This window comes from Providencia sp. (genome assembly GCF_040396775.1).
Lineage (GTDB): Bacteria > Pseudomonadota > Gammaproteobacteria > Enterobacterales > Enterobacteriaceae > Providencia.
Map to the genome: position 1 here is coordinate 122,285 of NZ_JBEBNT010000003.1, position 18,349 is coordinate 140,633.

Annotated in this window: 19 protein-coding genes; 11 read left to right on the forward strand and 8 right to left on the reverse strand. The window is 40.2% G+C overall.

The window, feature by feature from the left end; translation table 11 throughout:
- Positions 1–2 precede the first annotated feature (2 nt).
- Both ABWP91_RS05060 and ABWP91_RS05065 read right to left on the reverse strand, forming a co-directional pair.
- The gene (locus ABWP91_RS05060) at positions 3–1,268 is read right to left on the reverse strand and encodes an MFS transporter (protein ID WP_353242331.1); all 1,266 of its coding nucleotides are present in this window, start codon (positions 1,266–1,268) and stop codon (positions 3–5) included.
- 123 nt (positions 1,269–1,391) lie between these two features.
- Positions 1,392–2,504 (reverse strand): MDR/zinc-dependent alcohol dehydrogenase-like family protein, encoded by a 1,113-nt coding sequence (locus ABWP91_RS05065; protein WP_353242332.1) that lies wholly within the window; start codon positions 2,502–2,504, stop codon positions 1,392–1,394.
- A 322-nt stretch (positions 2,505–2,826) separates the two neighbouring features.
- On the opposite strand from ABWP91_RS05065, the gene rpiB reads away from it, so the two are divergent.
- Both rpiB and tkt read left to right on the forward strand, forming a co-directional pair.
- The gene (rpiB, locus tag ABWP91_RS05070; protein ID WP_353242333.1) at positions 2,827–3,279 is read left to right on the forward strand and encodes a ribose 5-phosphate isomerase B; all 453 of its coding nucleotides are present in this window, start codon (positions 2,827–2,829) and stop codon (positions 3,277–3,279) included.
- A 32-nt stretch (positions 3,280–3,311) separates the two neighbouring features.
- On the forward strand, positions 3,312–5,321 hold the full coding sequence (gene tkt, locus ABWP91_RS05075; RefSeq protein WP_353242334.1) for a transketolase: 2,010 nt from the start codon (positions 3,312–3,314) through the stop codon (positions 5,319–5,321).
- A 137-nt stretch (positions 5,322–5,458) separates the two neighbouring features.
- Here the strand turns inward: tkt and ABWP91_RS05080 are convergent, their stop codons facing one another.
- Positions 5,459–6,220: an SDR family oxidoreductase gene (locus ABWP91_RS05080; RefSeq protein WP_353242335.1), complete on the reverse strand. Its 762-nt coding sequence runs from the start codon at positions 6,218–6,220 to the stop codon at positions 5,459–5,461.
- A 488-nt stretch (positions 6,221–6,708) separates the two neighbouring features.
- On the opposite strand from ABWP91_RS05080, the gene fetA reads away from it, so the two are divergent.
- Together fetA and fetB are read left to right on the forward strand one after the other, a co-directional pair.
- Positions 6,709–7,359 carry an iron efflux ABC transporter ATP-binding subunit FetA gene (fetA, locus tag ABWP91_RS05085; protein WP_353242336.1) on the forward strand — a complete coding sequence of 217 codons (651 nt, stop codon included), beginning with the start codon at positions 6,709–6,711 and terminating at the stop codon, positions 7,357–7,359.
- A gap of 12 nt (positions 7,360–7,371) precedes the next feature.
- Positions 7,372–8,148, forward strand: a complete 777-nt coding sequence (gene fetB / locus ABWP91_RS05090; protein ID WP_353242337.1) for an iron efflux ABC transporter permease subunit FetB — start codon at positions 7,372–7,374, stop codon at positions 8,146–8,148.
- 60 nt (positions 8,149–8,208) lie between these two features.
- On the opposite strand, the gene ABWP91_RS05095 is transcribed toward fetB, so the two are convergent.
- Positions 8,209–9,237, reverse strand: coding sequence for a LacI family DNA-binding transcriptional regulator (locus ABWP91_RS05095; RefSeq protein ID WP_353242338.1), 1,029 nt, complete (start codon positions 9,235–9,237; stop codon positions 8,209–8,211).
- 233 nt (positions 9,238–9,470) lie between these two features.
- Here ABWP91_RS05095 and ABWP91_RS05100 point away from each other — a divergent pair, with 233 nt between their 5' ends.
- Both ABWP91_RS05100 and ABWP91_RS05105 read left to right on the forward strand, forming a co-directional pair.
- The gene (locus ABWP91_RS05100; protein ID WP_353242339.1) at positions 9,471–10,199 is read left to right on the forward strand and encodes an SDR family oxidoreductase; all 729 of its coding nucleotides are present in this window, start codon (positions 9,471–9,473) and stop codon (positions 10,197–10,199) included.
- A gap of 40 nt (positions 10,200–10,239) precedes the next feature.
- The gene (locus ABWP91_RS05105; protein ID WP_353242340.1) at positions 10,240–11,859 is read left to right on the forward strand and encodes an FGGY-family carbohydrate kinase; all 1,620 of its coding nucleotides are present in this window, start codon (positions 10,240–10,242) and stop codon (positions 11,857–11,859) included.
- A 55-nt stretch (positions 11,860–11,914) separates the two neighbouring features.
- On the opposite strand, the gene ABWP91_RS05110 is transcribed toward ABWP91_RS05105, so the two are convergent.
- Positions 11,915–12,304, reverse strand: a complete 390-nt coding sequence (locus ABWP91_RS05110; protein ID WP_353242341.1) for a hypothetical protein — start codon at positions 12,302–12,304, stop codon at positions 11,915–11,917.
- A gap of 1,044 nt (positions 12,305–13,348) precedes the next feature.
- Between ABWP91_RS05110 and ABWP91_RS05115 the strand changes: the two genes are divergently transcribed.
- The 3 genes from ABWP91_RS05115 to ABWP91_RS05125 all read left to right on the forward strand — a co-directional run bounded on the left by ABWP91_RS05115 (position 13,349) and on the right by ABWP91_RS05125 (position 14,501).
- The gene (locus ABWP91_RS05115) at positions 13,349–13,651 is read left to right on the forward strand and encodes a hypothetical protein (protein WP_353242342.1); all 303 of its coding nucleotides are present in this window, start codon (positions 13,349–13,351) and stop codon (positions 13,649–13,651) included.
- A gap of 212 nt (positions 13,652–13,863) precedes the next feature.
- Positions 13,864–14,211: a hypothetical protein gene (locus ABWP91_RS05120; protein ID WP_353242343.1), complete on the forward strand. Its 348-nt coding sequence runs from the start codon at positions 13,864–13,866 to the stop codon at positions 14,209–14,211.
- Positions 14,212–14,294: 83 nt separating this feature from the next.
- Positions 14,295–14,501, forward strand: coding sequence for a hypothetical protein (locus ABWP91_RS05125; RefSeq protein ID WP_353242344.1), 207 nt, complete (start codon positions 14,295–14,297; stop codon positions 14,499–14,501).
- Positions 14,502–14,579: 78 nt separating this feature from the next.
- Here ABWP91_RS05125 and ABWP91_RS05130 read toward each other — a convergent pair whose 3' ends face one another.
- The 3 genes from ABWP91_RS05130 to ABWP91_RS05140 all read right to left on the reverse strand — a co-directional run bounded on the left by ABWP91_RS05130 (position 14,580) and on the right by ABWP91_RS05140 (position 17,356).
- Complete coding sequence (locus ABWP91_RS05130) at positions 14,580–14,978, reverse strand: hypothetical protein (protein WP_353242345.1); 399 nt, start codon at positions 14,976–14,978, stop codon at positions 14,580–14,582.
- A gap of 202 nt (positions 14,979–15,180) precedes the next feature.
- Positions 15,181–16,074 carry an endonuclease/exonuclease/phosphatase family protein gene (locus ABWP91_RS05135; protein WP_353242346.1) on the reverse strand — a complete coding sequence of 298 codons (894 nt, stop codon included), beginning with the start codon at positions 16,072–16,074 and terminating at the stop codon, positions 15,181–15,183.
- Positions 16,075–16,321: 247 nt separating this feature from the next.
- Positions 16,322–17,356, reverse strand: coding sequence for a LacI family DNA-binding transcriptional regulator (locus tag ABWP91_RS05140; RefSeq protein WP_353242347.1), 1,035 nt, complete (start codon positions 17,354–17,356; stop codon positions 16,322–16,324).
- Between the two features lie 230 nt (positions 17,357–17,586).
- On the opposite strand from ABWP91_RS05140, the gene ABWP91_RS05145 reads away from it, so the two are divergent.
- Both ABWP91_RS05145 and ABWP91_RS05150 read left to right on the forward strand, forming a co-directional pair.
- Positions 17,587–18,033, forward strand: coding sequence for a PTS sugar transporter subunit IIA (locus ABWP91_RS05145; protein WP_353242348.1), 447 nt, complete (start codon positions 17,587–17,589; stop codon positions 18,031–18,033).
- Positions 18,034–18,054: 21 nt separating this feature from the next.
- Complete coding sequence (locus tag ABWP91_RS05150; protein ID WP_219248895.1) at positions 18,055–18,342, forward strand: PTS sugar transporter subunit IIB; 288 nt, start codon at positions 18,055–18,057, stop codon at positions 18,340–18,342.
- Positions 18,343–18,349 lie beyond the last annotated feature (7 nt).

Genomic DNA, 18,349 nt, shown 5'->3' on the forward strand with positions numbered 1-18,349 from the left:
TTTTACTTATTTTCTGGTGTTAGCTGCATTTTTGCTGACTGATCAAGAAGCTCTTGCGGTACCGTGATAAATCTCATCAATATCGCACTGAGCAAATAAAGCCCTGAGAAAATCCAAATCACACCAAACGCGCCAACACTGCTAATAAAGATCCCGACCAGTGCAGGGCCGACGAAGGTACTGAGCCCCGCACCTAGATTCAGTACGGACATCGCAGCGCCTTTATTTTCCGGGGCGAGTGATGGCATGATGGCAGAGAGCGGTACGTAACCTGCAAGGCACGCGCCAAATAACCCTGCCGCTATCATCATCAGGGTATAGTTATGGCCGAAGTAATACGGCACGTAATAGAACATTAGGGTACAAAGCATACAACCGACACACCCGAACCAAATGACAATATTGCGCCAACCAATGCGGTCACTCACGACACCAAAAATCAAGTTAAAGGCAATATTCACGGTCCAAAGTGCGGCATAGATATGTAACCATTCTGTGCGGGAAAAGCCAAAGTCACCGAGAAACATTGGCATGAAGATCACAAAACCGTAAGCCGCTGATGTGTTTATGGTTCTAACTATTCCCCCTAAACCAATTTTTGGGTTTTCAAATGCAATCGTGATCCCTTTAAACACATAGTTAAGCGACACTTTTTGTTTTGGTTGTTCGCCGCCTTCATGGTTTCGGTTAAGGGCAATCGCGATAAACGCCCCGATGGTGACAAAAATCAGCCCACTCCATAGCGTTGCCATTTCACCTAAAACCGGTAAGGCATAGCTAGAATACATCACCCCCAATACACCTAGCCCACCACTGTAGACGAACCAGAAGATCCCCACGGCGGAACCCAATTTTTTAATGGGCGCTTCATACGCCACCCAAACTAAGAAACCGTATGCAAACATGGGGTAACCAAATCCGCGTAATGCATAGGTTGGGATCATGATGGATAAGCTGTTACTTGGCAGGCCAATTGATAAGAAAATGACGGAGCCAATCACAAACATCACAAACCCGAAAATCATCACTCGGCGAGCGGTATAAATTTCCGCTAAAACACCAGACAACCACGCCGCAACCGCAGCAAAAAAGCCATATACGCTGAACAGTAATGAAGATTGTTCAATACTCATTCCACGGCTGATAATAAAAGGTGAAAGCCACCCTTGTTCGAGACCTTCCCCCATCATGAAGATAAGGACACCAAAATAGCCAAGGAGCAACTTTGGCGAAAATCCCGTTACTTTAGACAGTTTATTGATTATCATATCGTTAACCTCAGTGCTTGTTCGCTGGGTTAGGACCTGAATAACAAGCCTTGGTAGGGTGACATTTATTCAGGTCCAATTTTTCTCATTATTGTTTTATTTGCTTGTGAACCCACTACAGCATTACAGGTTCGGGTCTAAGACCACCTTGATATGCGGGTCGCCCTTCGCCATCATGGAAAAACCTTCCGCAAATTTATCTAACGGTAAAATATCCGTGACGACGCCTTTGGTTGGGAAATCACCATTGCCGATCCCTTCGATAACCAATGGGTAGCAATATGGGCCTAAGTGAGAACCTAATAAATCTAATTCTTTACGGTCACTGATAATGCTCCAATCGACAGTTACAGGGTCTTTAAAGACAGAGAACTCAACGAAAGTACCGAGTTTTCGGATCATTTTGAGTCCCTGTTCAACAGATTTCGGTGCGCCAGTCGCTTCAATGTAAATGTCGCAACCATACCCTTCCGTCATCCCTTTAATGATTTTGTCCACATCATCACGTTTTGGATTCAGGACCATATCTGCGCCGAATTCTTTAGCAAGTTCTAAGCGTTTATCGAATAAATCCAGCACCACTAATTTGCCTGCACCTGATTTTTTAATTGCACCAATCATGCCTAAACCAAGCGTACCTGCGCCCGAAAGCACAACAACATCACCCAGTTTCACATTCGCACGTTGTACGGCGTGCAGTGAGCAGGCATACGGTTCAATTAAAATCGCGTCTTCAATCGGCATATCCACAGGCACATGGTAGTTAATGGCTTCTTTCGTAAATTTCATGTACTGAGCCATACCGCCATTGACGTTATTTTGGAAACCATACAGGTCGTGTTTTTCACACATCCAATATTCACCGCGTTTACAGAAACGGCATTCCCAGCAAGGGACTATTTGCTCGGAAATCACGCGGTCACCTAATGCAAAACCTTCTACTTTTGAGCCAAACCCAACAACATGGCCGATAAATTCGTGCCCTGGGATCATTGGTGCTTTAATATAGGCAGGTTGCTCAGCATCACCCCAAAAGCTTGGCGCGCCTTCAAACGCTTTCACGTCACCCGCGCAAATCCCGCAAGCTTCGACACGAACTAAAATTTCTTCTTCACCAATTTTTGGAACATCGACAGTTTCTAAACGGTAATCTTTTGGTGCATAAGCCACCACCGCTTTCATTTTTTCTGGAATGCCTTCGCTCAACGTGGCTTTTGAATCACAGTGTTCACACATAGTTCTACCCTCGGCGGTTTGTAAAATGAACATAAGTTCAATGAATGTACAAATTAACCATACCTTTTTTTAATCATCGATGCACATAACCAGATCTTCAAAGTGTGATTCAGAGCAAATATTCCCATAAAATCGACGTAAAATGATGACTTTGCGCTTTTTTAACAAAAAAAAGTGAATTTAAAGCCATAGATCACAAAATACAGCTTATTTAAATTAAAAACATATGTTCACCTATTGATTATTTGTTCATAAGATCCTATTTTCTAAATAGTACATTTGAATTAACAATGAACTTTTGTTCGAAATAAGGATCTCAATCATGCTATCTATTGCCATTGGTGCAGACGACGCCGCATTTGAAATGAAAGATTTGATCAAACAACACCTTGTAGCGCTAAATATTCAAGTCACCGATTATTGTTTAAATACCGGGGTTAAAGATGAAATGTACCCAGATGTTGCCCATGCCGTCGCAACAGCTATTGCACAAGGAAAACATCAACGTGGGATATTAATTTGTGGAACAGGGATCGGAATGTCTATTGTTGCCAACAAAGTCACTGGTATTCGAGCCGCACTTTGCCACGATACCTACTCAGCAGAACGCGCACAAAAAAGTAACGATGCGCAAATTATTACCTTTGGTGCTCGTGTCATTGGCCCAGAGCTTGCAAAAACTATCGTAGATACTTGGCTGGCATCTCATTATGAAGGTGGACGCTCTGCCCCTAAAGTGGCGCGCATCAGTGAATATGAAAATGGGGAACGTTAGTTTCACGCAAACAGTTTTCTAGGAGTGTTTTTATGTACACACAAGCACAAAACCCATTAGCGAACGCCATCCGTTTTCTTTCTATTGATGCGGTGCAAAAAGCCAACTCCGGCCACCCGGGCGCACCAATGGGCATGGCGGATATCGCTGAAGTACTTTGGCGGGACTACTTACAGCATAACCCTGCCGACCCGACTTGGCCGAACCGTGACCGCTTTGTCCTTTCAAATGGTCACGCCTCAATGCTGTTATATAGCTTATTACACTTAACGGGCTACGATATTTCCATCGAAGATTTAAAGCAATTTAGGCAATTGCATTCAAAAACCCCGGGTCACCCTGAATTAGGTTATACCCCTGGCGTGGAAACAACGACAGGCCCCCTCGGGCAAGGAATTGCCAACGCAGTCGGTATGGCAATTGCAGAAAAAACCCTCGGTGCAACGTTTAACCGCTCAGGTTTTCCTGTGGTTGACCACTTTACTTATGTTTTTCTCGGGGATGGCTGCTTAATGGAGGGGATCTCCCACGAAGTGTGCTCCCTCGCAGGTACGTTGAAGCTGAATAAACTCATCGCTTTTTATGATGATAACCAAATATCCATTGATGGAGACACTAAAGGTTGGTTTACGGATAATACTGCCGAACGCTTTGAAGCTTATGGCTGGCACGTTATTCGTCGCATCGATGGCCATTCAAGGCCTACTATCAAAGCGGCAATTGAGCAGGCTCGGCAGCAAACAGACAAACCAACCCTGATTATTTGCCGCACCACCATCGGCTATGGTTCACCAAATAAAGCAGGAACGGCGAATTCACACGGTGCGCCACTTGGCACAGAAGAAATTGCGCTAACACGCCAGCAGCTAGGATGGAAATACCCACCCTTTGAAATTCCTGAAGAAATTTATCAGCCATGGAATGCCATCGCACGCGGATCAGAGCAACAATTACAGTGGGAGCAAGCGATTAGAGAGTATGCAAAGCAATATCCAGAACTTGCTGAACAGCTCGCTGAGCGCTTATCTAACCAAACGCCTAGTTCATTTACCACGGTGATAACAGATTATATTCAAAAGTTGAATGATAACCCTGAAACAATCGCCACTCGCAAAGCGTCACAAAATACTCTCAATATAATAGGTCCTGTTTTACCTGCATTAATCGGTGGCTCCGCAGATTTAGCCCCGAGCAACCTCACCTATTGGTCTGGCTCCGTCCCGATCAATGAACAACCTACAGGCAACTATATTCATTATGGTGTCAGGGAGTTTGGCATGACCGCCATTGCCAACGGTATGGCATTACACGGGGGTTTTCGCCCTTATACCGCGACATTTTTGATGTTCTGCGAATATGCACAAAATGCAGTGCGCATGGCAGCGCTAATGAAATTACCGCAATTACTTGTTTATACACATGACTCCATTGGGTTAGGAGAAGATGGGCCAACACACCAGCCAGTAGAGCAACTCGCGTCTTTACGCGCAACACCGAATCTGTCCGTCTGGCGCCCTTGCTGCCAAGTGGAAACAGCCGTTGCTTGGCAGCATGCCATCACCAACCAACAGACACCAACGGCATTAGTTCTTTCACGACAAAATCTGCAACAACATTCCCGTACTTCTGAACAGCTAGCCAATATCCAACGGGGTGGTTATATATTACGTAGCAATAGTCAAAACCCCGAGTTGTTGCTGATTGCAACGGGTTCTGAAGTTACTTTAGCCGTTAAAGCATGGCAATATCTCACTGAGCAAGGCTTTAAAGTCAATGTTATTTCCATGCCATCAACGGATACCTTTGATAAGCAGTCCGCTGACTACCAACAAGGTGTATTACCTCATCATGTTCGCAACCGCATTGCTATCGAAGCCAGTATCAGTGATTACTGGCGTAAATATGTTGGCCTGGATGGATTGGTCATGGGAATGAATAGTTTTGGCGAATCAGCCCCTGCTGAACAGTTATTTGATTATTTTGGGTTTACAGTGGAGAAACTTATTCAGCAATCGTTGTCATTATTACAACCTAAAGCGTAATTAATCGCGGCGTTATTTAAATCTGTTATCCTACTTTGTAATTTATATTACAGGCCAAATAATAAAATAATTATCTGGCCTTTTTTAATCGCTATAAAATAAGCGAATAATTTATGTTATTCACTTATTAAATTTAATCACTGAATGCTATACCCACCATCAATCACTAAATTATGTCCCGTGATCATATCCGAAGCTTCGCTGGCTAAAAAGAGTGCGCAAGCGGCAATTTCTGACGGTTCGGCAAAGCGCCTTGCTGGAATTTTTTCTTTCATTTCATCACCTTTTGGCCCTTCCCACGCTTTTTTGCCCAGCTCAGTGAGAACGATAGTCGGCGATATTGCATTGGTTTGAATGCCCTTAGGGCTCCACTCTAATGCCAAAACTTGGGTTAAACCAATAATGGCGGCCTTGCTCGCACAGTAGGCTGCATGCTGATCCAATGCAATAACCCCTGCCTGTGATGCCATATTAATTATTTTACCTTTTCCTTGTTTAATCATAACATTACCTGCTGCTTGGCACACAAGGAAAGTCCCTTTAAGATTGACATTCATGGTCAAGTCCCAGTCCTGCTCGCTTAAGCTTTCCGCTGGCGCTAATGCAACAATCCCTGCACTATTGACGGCAATATCCAATGCACCGTAATGCTTTACCACCTGCTCAACCATTTGCGATACAGAGTCTATTTTTGTGATATCACATTGAATACCAATGGTATTTTTCATTTCCTTAGCAACATCAATAACTTTTTCAGACTTATCAACCAAGGCAACCTTAGCGCCTTTTTCCACATAGAGTTGTGCAATTGCTAAACCAATACCCGCTGCGCCCCCTGTGATTAATGCAACTTTGCCATCAAGAGAGAATTGGGTATTAAAACCATTAAACGTTGTCATTTTCATTCCTTAACGCCATGAGGTGACATTTGATATTGGAGGAATATAGATATTGGAGTTTTTTCGAAACCCTAATAACCTATAAGCGTGTCGTTATTTAATTAAGATTATATATTATTATTTAAATGTAATAGCCATATTCTTCATTTAAAATAAAGCGCCACATCCCATTATTTAAATAATAATAAAAACCATGAGAACATATGTTCAAAATAAAATTTAACTTGATTATTTGTTATCTATTTTAAAATCATCCAATCATTTTCATTGTTTAAAATAACACCATATACTCATAATAATCGTATTCTAACTGACCTTAGATAATCCACCTTTACATAATGCAGTGTAAATTTCACAATAACTGGCGCATACTATTAGTTATATCTAAATTGATATCAAACAAAGCTAACACACTGATATCAGATAAAATAGAGAAATAGCTCTCATTCGCGTTAATCACGTAAATTGATTACATAGGTCATGGAAAAATGGAAAAAAACCGTTCACTACTGCAACTAAAGGATATTGGCTATTCGATTGATGGAAAAACGATTCTGGATAACGTGCAGATTAACCTAGATGCCAGCGAATTTAAATTAATCACGGGGCCATCAGGTTGTGGAAAAAGTACTTTATTAAAAATTGTAGCATCCCTGATTTCTCCGACCCAAGGAAGCATTGTCTTTAACGGGAAAAATATTAGTACAATTTCCCCAGAGACCTACCGCCAGCAAGTGTCTTATTGTACCCAAACCCCCACATTATTCGGGGCTACAGTATATGACAACTTAGCTTTTCCTTACCAAATTAGAAAACAGCCCTTTGATAAAACAAAAGTTATCAGTGACTTGCAGCATTTTTCATTGCCTGAAACCATTCTTGAGAAAGGAATTAACGAGCTTTCGGGAGGCGAAAAACAGCGTATTTCATTAATTCGAAATTTACAATTTCTACCCGAAATTTTACTGTTAGATGAGATCACGAGTGCTCTGGATGAAGAAAATAAAGTCAAAGTGAATGAATTAATTCATAAATTAGCGATAGAAAAAGGTATTGCAATTTTATGGGTGACTCACGACCAAGATGAAATTGCCCATGCAAATGAAATCATCACCCTTCCCGTTCATCTGGCTAAATAATAGGATACCATCGTGCATCAACCTACCATTTCCAATGAATCGCTCACGTTTTCTATCATGTTAGTCTTAGTGGCAATTTTTATTAGCCACAAAGAAAAACTGTCTTTAGAAAAAGATATTATTTGGAGTACCTGCCGCGCTATTGTTCAATTATTGATAGCTGGCTACATTTTAAAATATATTTTTAATGTTGACCATGCAGTTCTCACCGTGGCTTTGGTGCTGTTCATTTGTGTCAATGCTGCGTGGAATGCAAAAAAAAGAAGTAAATATTTAGATAAAATCTATCTCACTGCTTTTGTTGCAATTACGTCAGGTACCGTTCTCACGCTACTGGTCTTAATTCTCACCAAAGCGATTGCTTTTACCCCAATGCAAGTCATACCGATTACGGGAATGATTGCGGGCAATGCAATGATAGCTGTTGGGTTATGCTTTAATAATTTGGGGCAACGATTCGCCAGCCAGCAGCAGCAAATTCAAGAGATGTTAAGCCTTGGAGCAACCCCTAAAGTGGCTTCAGCATCCATTATTCGGGAAAGTATTCGCGCCTCGTTAATCCCCACTGTTGATTCTGCAAAAACGGTGGGTATTGTCAGCCTGCCGGGGATGATGTCGGGGTTAATTTTTGCAGGTGTCGACCCATTACAGGCCGTAAAATACCAAATTATGGTAACTTTTATGTTATTAGCCACTGCCAGTCTTTCGACAATATTAGCCGGTTATATGACTTACATTAAATTTTATAACCAACGCCATCAATTATTGGTTGAAACTTTAAATAAATAACCCTCAAAGCTTCGTGTTGCCTGTTTTTGCACAGGCAACACTTCATTTATATTTTGCATTTTATCTTATACCCACTGGCGATACCTCGATTAATTGTGGCTGACTATCCCCCTCATCAATTAGCTTAAAAATATGGTTGAGCATCGTTGGCACATCTTGCTTCACCATTTCAATCTCATTACCTAATAGCGCCACAAATGGATCCCAGTCAAAACAGCCTAAATTAGGTTGGTTTTCAGCGGTACAACCCTGAGCCCCTAACCATCGCATTACCCCTTCTAATGAAATAGTGGAGTTAATAAACAGGCCGCCTTGGGTTATTTTTTGCAAGTTATCGCTGTGCTTTTTCACAAAAATAGACAAGGCTTTTTCTGCTTTTTCAGGGGCATATCCGCAAGCTAAAATATTTTCATTTGGAACAGTAATACCCACTTCAGTGTGTGCATCGATAAAGCCACGTATACGTTCGCGGGTATTATGATCGTGCTCACGCCCACCAATAAAAATCAGTGGTGCATTTAACGTTTGAGAACAGCCTTTTTTATTTAAAATCCGCAGGGTAAGGTTTTTTGCGCCGAGATAATTATCTGAAATTACGGATGGCGCTAGAGTGCCGGGCAAATCTAAGTTTAATGTTGGGACACCCGAAGATTGGCATATCTGAGTGATTTTGTCTGGGTTGGTTGCCCCTGTCGAAATCAGCCAATCCACTTGGTAAGATAACATGGTACGCGCCGCTTCTATCTCCAGTTTAGGATCACGACGCGTACAAGTAATAATCGGAAATAACCCTCTTTCTCGCGCCATTTCCTCAAAATGCTCCACTATCGAACCAAAGTAACGGTTATCGTATTTTGGTACCAGCATGCCAATGATTTTTGATTTATTGCTGCGCAGCAAACTGGCTTGTTTATTAACTGAATAATTTTGCTCCTGCGCAATACGCATCACTTTCTCAGCCAATTGCGCACTAATACGTCTTTTTTGCCAATTTCCATTAAGGACCGCACTTACCGCACTCGCTGAAACACCAGCCAGTTCAGCAAGGTCATAGATCGTTGTTTTCTTATTTTGTCTGATCTTTGTCACAGATTCATATCTCCATTTTTTCCTAGCTTGACACCAAAGTGCAAAAGTCGCAATACTGCTACATCGATTGAGCAATATTGAAATTGATGAAGCATGAGTTGGTATAATGAAAAAAATTAATATCAATCCATCCTATGCAGCCACCTTAACCATTCCAGTGACTCATTGTCATCTCATTGATTTCATTATTTTTCACTTACCTTTTCGCTAAAATCCGATTGGAGTAAATCATTATGGCTATTTCCATTGAAAACAAAGTCGCCGCAATTACAGGTGCAGCATCCGGTATTGGTCTTGAATGTGCTCGTACACTCATCAAAGCTGGCGTCAAGGTCGTTCTAATTGACCGTGCTGAAGATAGATTAAATCAACTTGTTGCAGAGTTAGGCGAAAATGCGATCCCTCTTGTCATTGATTTAATGAACACCAAACAAGTTGATGGCATGTTAGATGCCATTCTCGAAAAAGCAGGCCGTTTAGATATTTTCCATGCCAATGCAGGCGCTTATATTGGTGGTCCTGTGGCAGAAGGGGATCCCGATGTTTGGGATAAGGTATTAAATCTCAATATTAATGCCGCTTTCCGTAGTGTTCGTGCTGTTTTACCTCACTTTATTGCCCAAAAATCTGGCGATGTCTTATTTACCAGCTCAATCGCAGGCGTTGTTCCCGTTATTTGGGAACCCATTTACACCGCGTCGAAATTTGCAGTTCAAGCTTTTGTTCACTCGACTCGCCGCCAAGTTGCAGAACATGGTGTCCGTGTTGGCGCCGTTTTACCAGGTCCAGTGGTTACTGCGTTATTGGATGACTGGCCAAAAGAAAAAATGGAAGAAGCGCTGGCAAATGGTAGCTTAATGCAACCGATTGAAGTGGCGGAAGCCGTTCTCTTTATGTTAACTCGCCCAAAACATGTCACGGTTCGTGACCTTGTCATTCTGCCAAATAGTGTTGACCTGTAACGCTTTTTTCATTTTTTAATGATTAATTTTTGGAGGTAAAATGCATCACTCAACCCCTCAAAATGATAAAGTGGTTATCGGAATTGATGTTGGTACAGGCAGTGCACGCGCTGGTGTATTTGACATGACTGGCAAAATGCTAGCGTCTGCTAAGCAAGATATTACCCTTTATCGTGATAGTGCCCACTTCGCTGAGCAATCCAGTAACCAAATTTGGGAAGCTGTTTGCTATTGTGTTAAGCAAGCGGTCGCTTCTTCACAGGTTTCCCCCCTACAAGTTGCTGGTATTGGTTTCGATGCAACCTGTTCACTGGTTGTTATCGGGCACGATAAACAGCCTATTTCTGTTAGCCCTAGTGCTGATCCAAACCGGAATATTATTGTGTGGATGGATCACCGCGCCACGGAACAAGCCGAACGTATTAACCAGCTAAAACACCCTGTTTTAAACTATGTAGGTGGCAAGATTTCCCCTGAAATGGAAACACCAAAGATTTTATGGTTAAAAGAAAACTTACCTCAAGCCTATGAAAATGCATGGCAATTTTTTGATTTAGCTGATTTCTTAACGTGGAAATCAACGGACTCATTAGCACGTTCAACCTGCACCGTCACTTGTAAATGGACTTATCTCGCTCATGAAAAACGTTGGGATGCAGACTATTTCCAACAGATTGGTTTATCTGAACTTGCCGATGAAAAATTTGCCCGTATTGGCCAGTTGATTGTTGAACCTGGAACCCCTTGTGGCTCTGGTTTAACGGATAATGCAGCAAAACAAATGGGCTTATTAGCAGGTATCCCTGTTGCAGCGGGTATGATTGATGCCCATGCAGGGGGGATTGGTACGGTGGGTGTCAATGGTGATGCAACTGCCAACATGGCGTATGTTTTTGGAACGTCATCTTGCACTATGACAACAACCAAAGAACCTGTTTTCATACCTGGTGTTTGGGGGCCGTATTACAGTGCGATGGTACCGGGTATGTGGTTAAACGAGGGGGGGCAAAGTGCCGCTGGCGCAGCGATTGATCAGCTGTTGTCCCTTCACCCAGCCTGCATAAATGCAAAAATAGCAGCCAAAGAGCAAGGAAAACCACTTCCAGTCTATTTAGCTGACCTTGTGTTAGAAAAAATCACATCGGCATCTCAATCTGTTGAGCTCGCTGAAAAAATTCATGTCATTCCTGAATTTCTAGGTAACCGTGCACCATTTGCTGACCCACATGCAAGAGCGGTCATTGCAGGGCTCACCATGGACAACAGCTTAGAGAATCTACTGTCATTTTATGTTGCTGGTGTGTGTGGTATTGGCTATGGTTTAAGACAAATCATTGAAGCACAAGCAAAATCAGGGGCTGCAATTGAAAACATAGTGGTGAGTGGTGGTGCAGGACAACACCCATTAATTCGCCAGTTATTAGCAGATACATGTGGCGTACCTGTCATTTCTACACAAGCGAGCGAACCTGTTTTACTGGGTTCAGCTATTTTAGGTGCCGTAGCGGGTAAAATTTGTGACGATGTTGCCCAAGCCATGGATCAATTTAGTGAAATTGATTTAACTTACTATGCTGATGAGAGCTATAAAACTCGTCATGATACGCGTTTTGCTTCTTTTATAAAACTTCAGCAATGTGCAAGAGAACTCAAAGGCTAAAATACCTTCCGATAAAGAAAGCCGTTTTGGCTTTCTTTATTCCCCCGCGGTAGGATCAGAAACAGTATTTATCCCATAGCGCATCCATCATTTCCATCGGTAATAAATCATAATCCCCTTCCACAAGCGGAATGGACATTGTGACACGACCATCCTTATCATTATAGGCTTTCACAACAAACTTTTTATAGCCTTCAAGTCGAGCATTCTTCACACGAAATACCTCACCACAGACATAACCTAAGTCCCCTTTATCTGCTGTCTGTCGAATGAAATTATACTTCACGTTTCGAAAAGATGCCGATTCAGGATATGACAAATAATCCTCTACATTGGCCTTTGCCATTTTGACCAAATCAGGGGTTGGGGAATAGTTCAGCGTGACCCCCAAAATAAAAGAGCACCCTGTTAACAATAGGATTGTGAGCAATTTTATTATGTTCATATATTTAAGCTCTCATAAACGCAGTAACACATCCAATTGACCAAAATTGTTCACCACACCTTTTGCATAAAAGATGTGTAAGTAGATATATTTAGTTAATTGTAAGAAAGTAATAATTATTTTATTAACGGGGTTGATAATCCATATAAGAATAATTTATTAGAAAGATACCCCATTTAATATCTTTTCCATATAAAACTCATGATTGGCAAAAATCGATTTACTCTAATCAACACAGCCAAATCCGTATTTACACTTCATTTTACCCACCACATGAGTAAGTATACCAGTATTAAACCTTGAATATAAATAGTACCTTAAAGATTAACTGTTGCAATTTGTATTTTTTATACAACAAAGGTTTCACACTTACAGTTTTAGAAACAATAATCCACCTTAACAGTTTAATACTGTTTAATGTTGCTTATATTCAATATATTATTAAATAATACAATGTATATAATAGTGTTGCTAACTGTGAATAAACTCTAATTATGAGTAACAATACACAAACAATGCGTAAATAAAATATCAAACATACATTTACCACTTAATCCCCTAAATTTAATGTAATAAGTAAAAATAAAAAAACACATTAAATTCAAATGGATAAATTAAAATAACCAATTAACAATTTCATAAACAAAAACTTTTTTCTAGAATAGATTTTTGCCCTCTTATTTTACATTCGCTATTAACAAAACGATAAAACCACCAAACAAAAAACCATAACACCATGATTATTAAAGATAAAAATAATGCCTCCTCATATTTTAGGTTATTAAAACTTTGAAAAATAAAGGTAAATAACAATATATTAACACTGAAATCATAAGAATATTTAACTTAAATTTATTTAAAAGCACAGTTGCATTTTCGATATAAAGTAATTCCCTCTTAACTTGCTCTACCATAAATCACCCAAAATACAGAATATTCTTACCTTCTGGCTGCATTTAACGAAAACATAAAATTATCCGACGAATATTGACAAAACAATATTGTAAAATCAGGTAGTATTTGCAGCCTAAAAAAGGGGGTTCCATGACTAATATCCAACTACTATTACTTGCAACAAACAATCTCACCCATGATACTGAGCTTAGCCACTCACAAGAATCCTATGTCTACCAGTATTACCACACACATGTCGCCAACCAATTTGCAAATATTGCAGACTTTATGTCTGACTTTATGCATAAAACGGCTGAAGCTATAAATGACAACAATTTAGTCTCTGTATCCCGCGAACAAATTTATCTCGCGATTGAACAGTATCTGATTGTTGCGAAGAAACGTTATATTGAAAGGCAAAGGTTATTGCAGAAAATCGCAGAAAAAAAATAAGCTTATGTGTTCATATTGTTGAACCGACATTATCGCTGCCCCCACATAAGTATATGCTGCGTATTGTGAATAAAGTGAACCGATAAAATACCATTGATATCATTCGTAAGCGTGTTCTAAACAAAGCTCGAGCACAAAAATATTGATAGTTACGCCCATAGTGATGAGGCAGGTCACGAAACGGGCAAAATTTTAAAGTCATTGTAATAGCCGTGACCGCGTGGGCGTCAACGTGGCGTATCCCACAATTTCAATTCTATAAGCTTCCCTCTAAAGGCGCATACCGTGAATGCCGCCGCTTGCCTCGTGGTGTATCTATTGCTGACAAGCTTGGTGATGTTGCTGAGCGTGTTAGAGCTACCGCAGACCAAGGCAGATTTGATGAATACATCATGTCACAGGGTGGCCCATGTATTCGCCGAAGAGAAGAAACGATCCGTGTTGCCCGTGAAATCAGTGACGTGAATGTTTATGGTGAAGAAGTTCAAAAGGTTGTGGGTGTTTACCATCAGCTTAAAGCAGATGCCCCAGTGCTTAAAACCCGTGAAAGGAAATATTAATTTCACGTCATTCAACTTATGCCAACCATGACACAAAGCCATACACATGCGCCTCATTCTTCATCCGTGGCAATCTATGTTTTATGAATAATGCAGATATTTTACGTTTGATTCGAAACCTAATCCGTATTGGCATCGTGACCGCAGTTGATGGCAAAAAAGCTATCATTACATCGTGGCAGGAAAAACTCATTGTTGGTTTTGTTCGAGTTGTTCAAGTTGTTTTTTATTATCGGTATAATAGGCGGTACTTAGCTCAGGTAAAAGTGACTTTCTTCTACCTGTATTAAAAATATGAAACCCTGTTTTGACTGTATTTTTAATATTTCGAATAGATGCACAATTAAATGCAGGTTTATGTGCATAAATCAATAATGCTTCAATTTCAGGAATTTCTGGGTATATCTTAGCGTTACTACCATTACATTCAGGTTTTTATAATATGAGTTATTTTTTTTATCGTGCCAATAGCCCCAACCCTTAAAATATCCATATGAACCAATGTATATTTTAGCTTCTGAACATAGCCCCCCAATCCAATTATCATTATGATTATTTAAGCGGGAAACTATGCCCCCTTTTTCATTTTCACTCATACCAATATATAGCAATATACCATTACCATAGCTAACATGATCCCCGTAGATTTGATAGAAAAAGTAATCAGTATTTTGTCCTCGTTCATCAGTGGTTACATATTCATTAACCTCTAGAGCACTTTTGAATGGCCCATCCCAATAAATATCAATAATGGGTATTTCTGGCATACTACCTCACGACTATTTAGAGAGTTTTATTCGTCTATAAATTACACTATTTTTATACCTTATAATAAACCCACATACTTACCATAAAATATGGTGAGATTTTCGATATAAAAATATCAATAGAAACAATCCCTTTATTTCATATTATTAAACCTTAAAAACAGGCCCCACATTGAGGCCTAATCTTAAACATCGTGTTTATTTATTGCTCTTGTAATTCTAGCTCAGCAATAATTGGAAGATGGTCGCTAACGCTCGACCATTGGAATTCTTTGCTATCTGTTGGGATCTGCATGTTCTTCACATCCCATACTTGGCCTTTAAATGTAAAAATATGGTCTATATCAATCGCTGGGTTTACTGCTGGCCAACTACGATAATCTACCCCTTGCTTCTCGACAGGATTCCACATATAACGAATTTCTTGAATAGGTTGCTCATTCGCCGTGGAATTAAAGTCCCCTGCTAATATTTTTATTGAGGCTGCGATATTATCAAAGCCTGTATCTGTATCACCAATACTCGCATCTAAAATATGACGCACTTGACCAATACGAATGGTCGGGTCTTTTTGCCAATCAAGGTGTGTTCCCATCACAATAATCGGGGCATCAAAACCTGGCTTAGTTATCTGTGAAATTAATACTACACGCTGCTCTGCATCACCTGATGGTAAATTAACAACTTGGGATTTCTCTATCTTATATTTTGATAAAATTCCGACGCCATATTCACCACCATCGAAATCCAATGCCTTACCAAAAGCAAAATCCATCTTATTTGCTTTTGCAATTTCTTCTAGCTGGTGAACTTTTTTACTGCGTGCCGTTTTATTATCAACCTCAGTTAAAACAATAACGTCTGCGTCTATCTTACCAATGGCTTTACTTAAATTATCTAAATTCGCCACATCTTGGGCTAATTCATTTTTGCCAATATTGTAAGTGGCGACTTTAATGGCCGGTTTATTGGCTTTGTAGACTTTATTCGGTGTACCACCATCTTGTACTTTTAAGACTTCAGAACCTGTCGTTGCAGCACTCACACTACAAGAAACTAAAATCGCAGTTGAGATAACAGTTTTAAGAAATTTCATAATGACTCCCCAGTAATAGCTCAATGAATTCATCGAGGAATAGACTTCTAATATACAAGCAGTTAACTGCCCTCTTTATACATTAGCAGGGAATAAATAGGATGCCGTGACCCAGTCGACAATCTTATTTCGAGATACAAAAAAACAATCCTGTTTTTCATCAAAAAGTGATTTACACCACTATATTTTGTCGACTAGAGCATTAAATTTCATATTGAAACGTGAATTTAAGCTGATGAGTTATATTTTATGCACTTTGTCTGGCTTCAAATTTGTAGGGAAAAATAATCTCTTCTTGGGTCTCTGAAAAATCAGTGTCAGGGTCGGCTAACCACTTCTGTAATTTTTTAGCGGTCTCTCGCGCCATTTTACTGTAATCAATACGAACAGAGGTGAGTGACGGTTGAATATGGTCACAATTTGATGAACCTTCTACACAAGCGAGTGCTAGCATTTTTGGCACTTTAATTAACCGTCTTTGGCACTCAAAAAGCACACCTAGCGCTATCATTTCATGACTGCAAATAACAGCTTCAAGTTCCGGTTGCCGTGTCAGCATTTCACTAATTGCCTGACGACCAAAGTCCATTGTTGCGACATACGGCGTTGTTATACTTTGTTCCGCACTTTGATTATAAGTCAGCATCGCCTTATTCCAACCACTCAGTTGTTGGCTTTGCATTTTGCTGTCCATCTGAGCCCCGATATAACCTATTTTTTTATAACCTTTTTGCAGCAAAAAATGCGTTAAGAAATTAACCGCTTCACCGATATTACTTTTAATATTTAAAGTAACAGGATGGCTCGATTCCCCTGCTGCGTTAATAACTGGAATATCTAAATTTTTAAGATAGTTAAAAACACTTTGTGAATTAACTGCACCAAATATAATTAGTGCCGCAGGGTTACTTTGCAATAAGGTTGATAGAACTTCTGATTCTTTTTTCTGCTGATAATCATGGCTACCAATAACCACTTGGTAATTATTTTTATTCAGTACTTCTTGTAATGCTTGCAGAAAAACTGAACTCGCATTATCACGCAAAGAAGGGATTAATACTGCGACAGTTCGACTTTGCCCTGATGCTAAAATTCCTGCGGCAGAATTAGGGATATACCCAAGCTCCTCAACAGCTGCGTTAATCTTTTCACGCAGATTATCTGAGACTAGCTCAGGCGTTCGCAAAGCACGCGACACCGTCATAGACCCAACGCCCGCGTATTTAGCCACATCCTGTAACGTCACTCGCCCAGTATTTTTTCTTTTTCGTGTTTTTTGCATGTAATACTTTTATTTAGCCTAAACTTATTATTCAACGGCATTAACTTAGCACAGGTTGAATTTGTTAATCAGCTTACAAGTCCATTCATTTAGCCTTTGTTCGCAATATTTATTCAAAATGATAGCGCTATCACGAAAATGAACAAATCAGCTAGATAGCGCTACCATAGATCACTACTATTCACTCAACCATTAAAAAGATAAAAATTTAACCAACCAGGAGCAACCCGATGCTTACGACTTTACTGACCTCGAACGTTATTCAGGTCGTCGAAAGTGCCACAGATTGGCAAGATGCGATCAAAATCGCCTGTAAACCATTAATTAACCATAAATTAATCGAACCGCAATATATTGATGCGATTATCAAATCACATGAAAAGATTGGTCCTTATTATGTCTTAGGCCCAGGTATTGCCATGCCCCATGCTCGTCCTGAAGATGGGGTAAACCAGCTATCCCTTGGCTTAACCGTGATTAAACAAGGCGTAGAATTTGGTTCAGAAGGTAATGACCCAATCAGATTGCTTATCGTTCTTGCCGCGACAGACAGCAATAGCCATATCGGCGCTATCGCAAAACTTGCTGAACTTTTTGATAATCAAGAAGATATTGACAGCCTCATGCAATCAGAAAACGTCGATGACATTCTTAAAATCATCGCTAAATACGAATAATTTAATATTAAGGTAAACATTATGAAAATCACCGTTGTTTGTGGAAATGGATTAGGTACCAGTTTAATGATGGAAATGAGCATCAAAAATATTTTAAAAGACATGCAAGTCAGCGCTGAAGTTGACCATGTGGATTTAGGATCAGCAAAAGGTACAGTTAGCGATATTTTTGTTGGCACAAGTGATATTGCTGAGCAGCTTGTTGCTCAACAAGTGGGTGGTGAAATCGTCGCACTGGAAAACATGATTGATAAAGTTGCCATGAAAGAGCGTCTCACCGTTGCATTACAAAAACTTGGTGCGATGTAAACGGAGG

Bases quoted from the DNA above. Each gene is read 5' to 3' on its own strand.
- ABWP91_RS05060 (WP_353242331.1), bottom strand. From the start codon at position 1,268: ATGATAATCAATAAACTGTCTAAAGTAACGGGATTTTCGCCAAAGTTG.
- ABWP91_RS05065 (WP_353242332.1), bottom strand. From the start codon at position 2,504: ATGTGTGAACACTGTGATTCAAAAGCCACGTTGAGCGAAGGCATTCCA.
- rpiB (WP_353242333.1), top strand. From the start codon at position 2,827: ATGCTATCTATTGCCATTGGTGCAGACGACGCCGCATTTGAAATGAAA.
- tkt (WP_353242334.1), top strand. From the start codon at position 3,312: ATGTACACACAAGCACAAAACCCATTAGCGAACGCCATCCGTTTTCTT.
- ABWP91_RS05080 (WP_353242335.1), bottom strand. From the start codon at position 6,220: ATGACAACGTTTAATGGTTTTAATACCCAATTCTCTCTTGATGGCAAA.
- fetA (WP_353242336.1), top strand. From the start codon at position 6,709: ATGGAAAAAAACCGTTCACTACTGCAACTAAAGGATATTGGCTATTCG.
- ABWP91_RS05100 (WP_353242339.1), top strand. From the start codon at position 9,471: ATGGCTATTTCCATTGAAAACAAAGTCGCCGCAATTACAGGTGCAGCA.
- ABWP91_RS05105 (WP_353242340.1), top strand. From the start codon at position 10,240: ATGCATCACTCAACCCCTCAAAATGATAAAGTGGTTATCGGAATTGAT.
- ABWP91_RS05110 (WP_353242341.1), bottom strand. From the start codon at position 12,304: ATGAACATAATAAAATTGCTCACAATCCTATTGTTAACAGGGTGCTCT.
- ABWP91_RS05115 (WP_353242342.1), top strand. From the start codon at position 13,349: ATGACTAATATCCAACTACTATTACTTGCAACAAACAATCTCACCCAT.
- ABWP91_RS05125 (WP_353242344.1), top strand. From the start codon at position 14,295: ATGAATAATGCAGATATTTTACGTTTGATTCGAAACCTAATCCGTATT.
- ABWP91_RS05130 (WP_353242345.1), bottom strand. From the start codon at position 14,978: ATGCCAGAAATACCCATTATTGATATTTATTGGGATGGGCCATTCAAA.
- ABWP91_RS05135 (WP_353242346.1), bottom strand. From the start codon at position 16,074: ATGAAATTTCTTAAAACTGTTATCTCAACTGCGATTTTAGTTTCTTGT.
- ABWP91_RS05140 (WP_353242347.1), bottom strand. From the start codon at position 17,356: ATGCAAAAAACACGAAAAAGAAAAAATACTGGGCGAGTGACGTTACAG.
- ABWP91_RS05145 (WP_353242348.1), top strand. From the start codon at position 17,587: ATGCTTACGACTTTACTGACCTCGAACGTTATTCAGGTCGTCGAAAGT.
- ABWP91_RS05150 (WP_219248895.1), top strand. From the start codon at position 18,055: ATGAAAATCACCGTTGTTTGTGGAAATGGATTAGGTACCAGTTTAATG.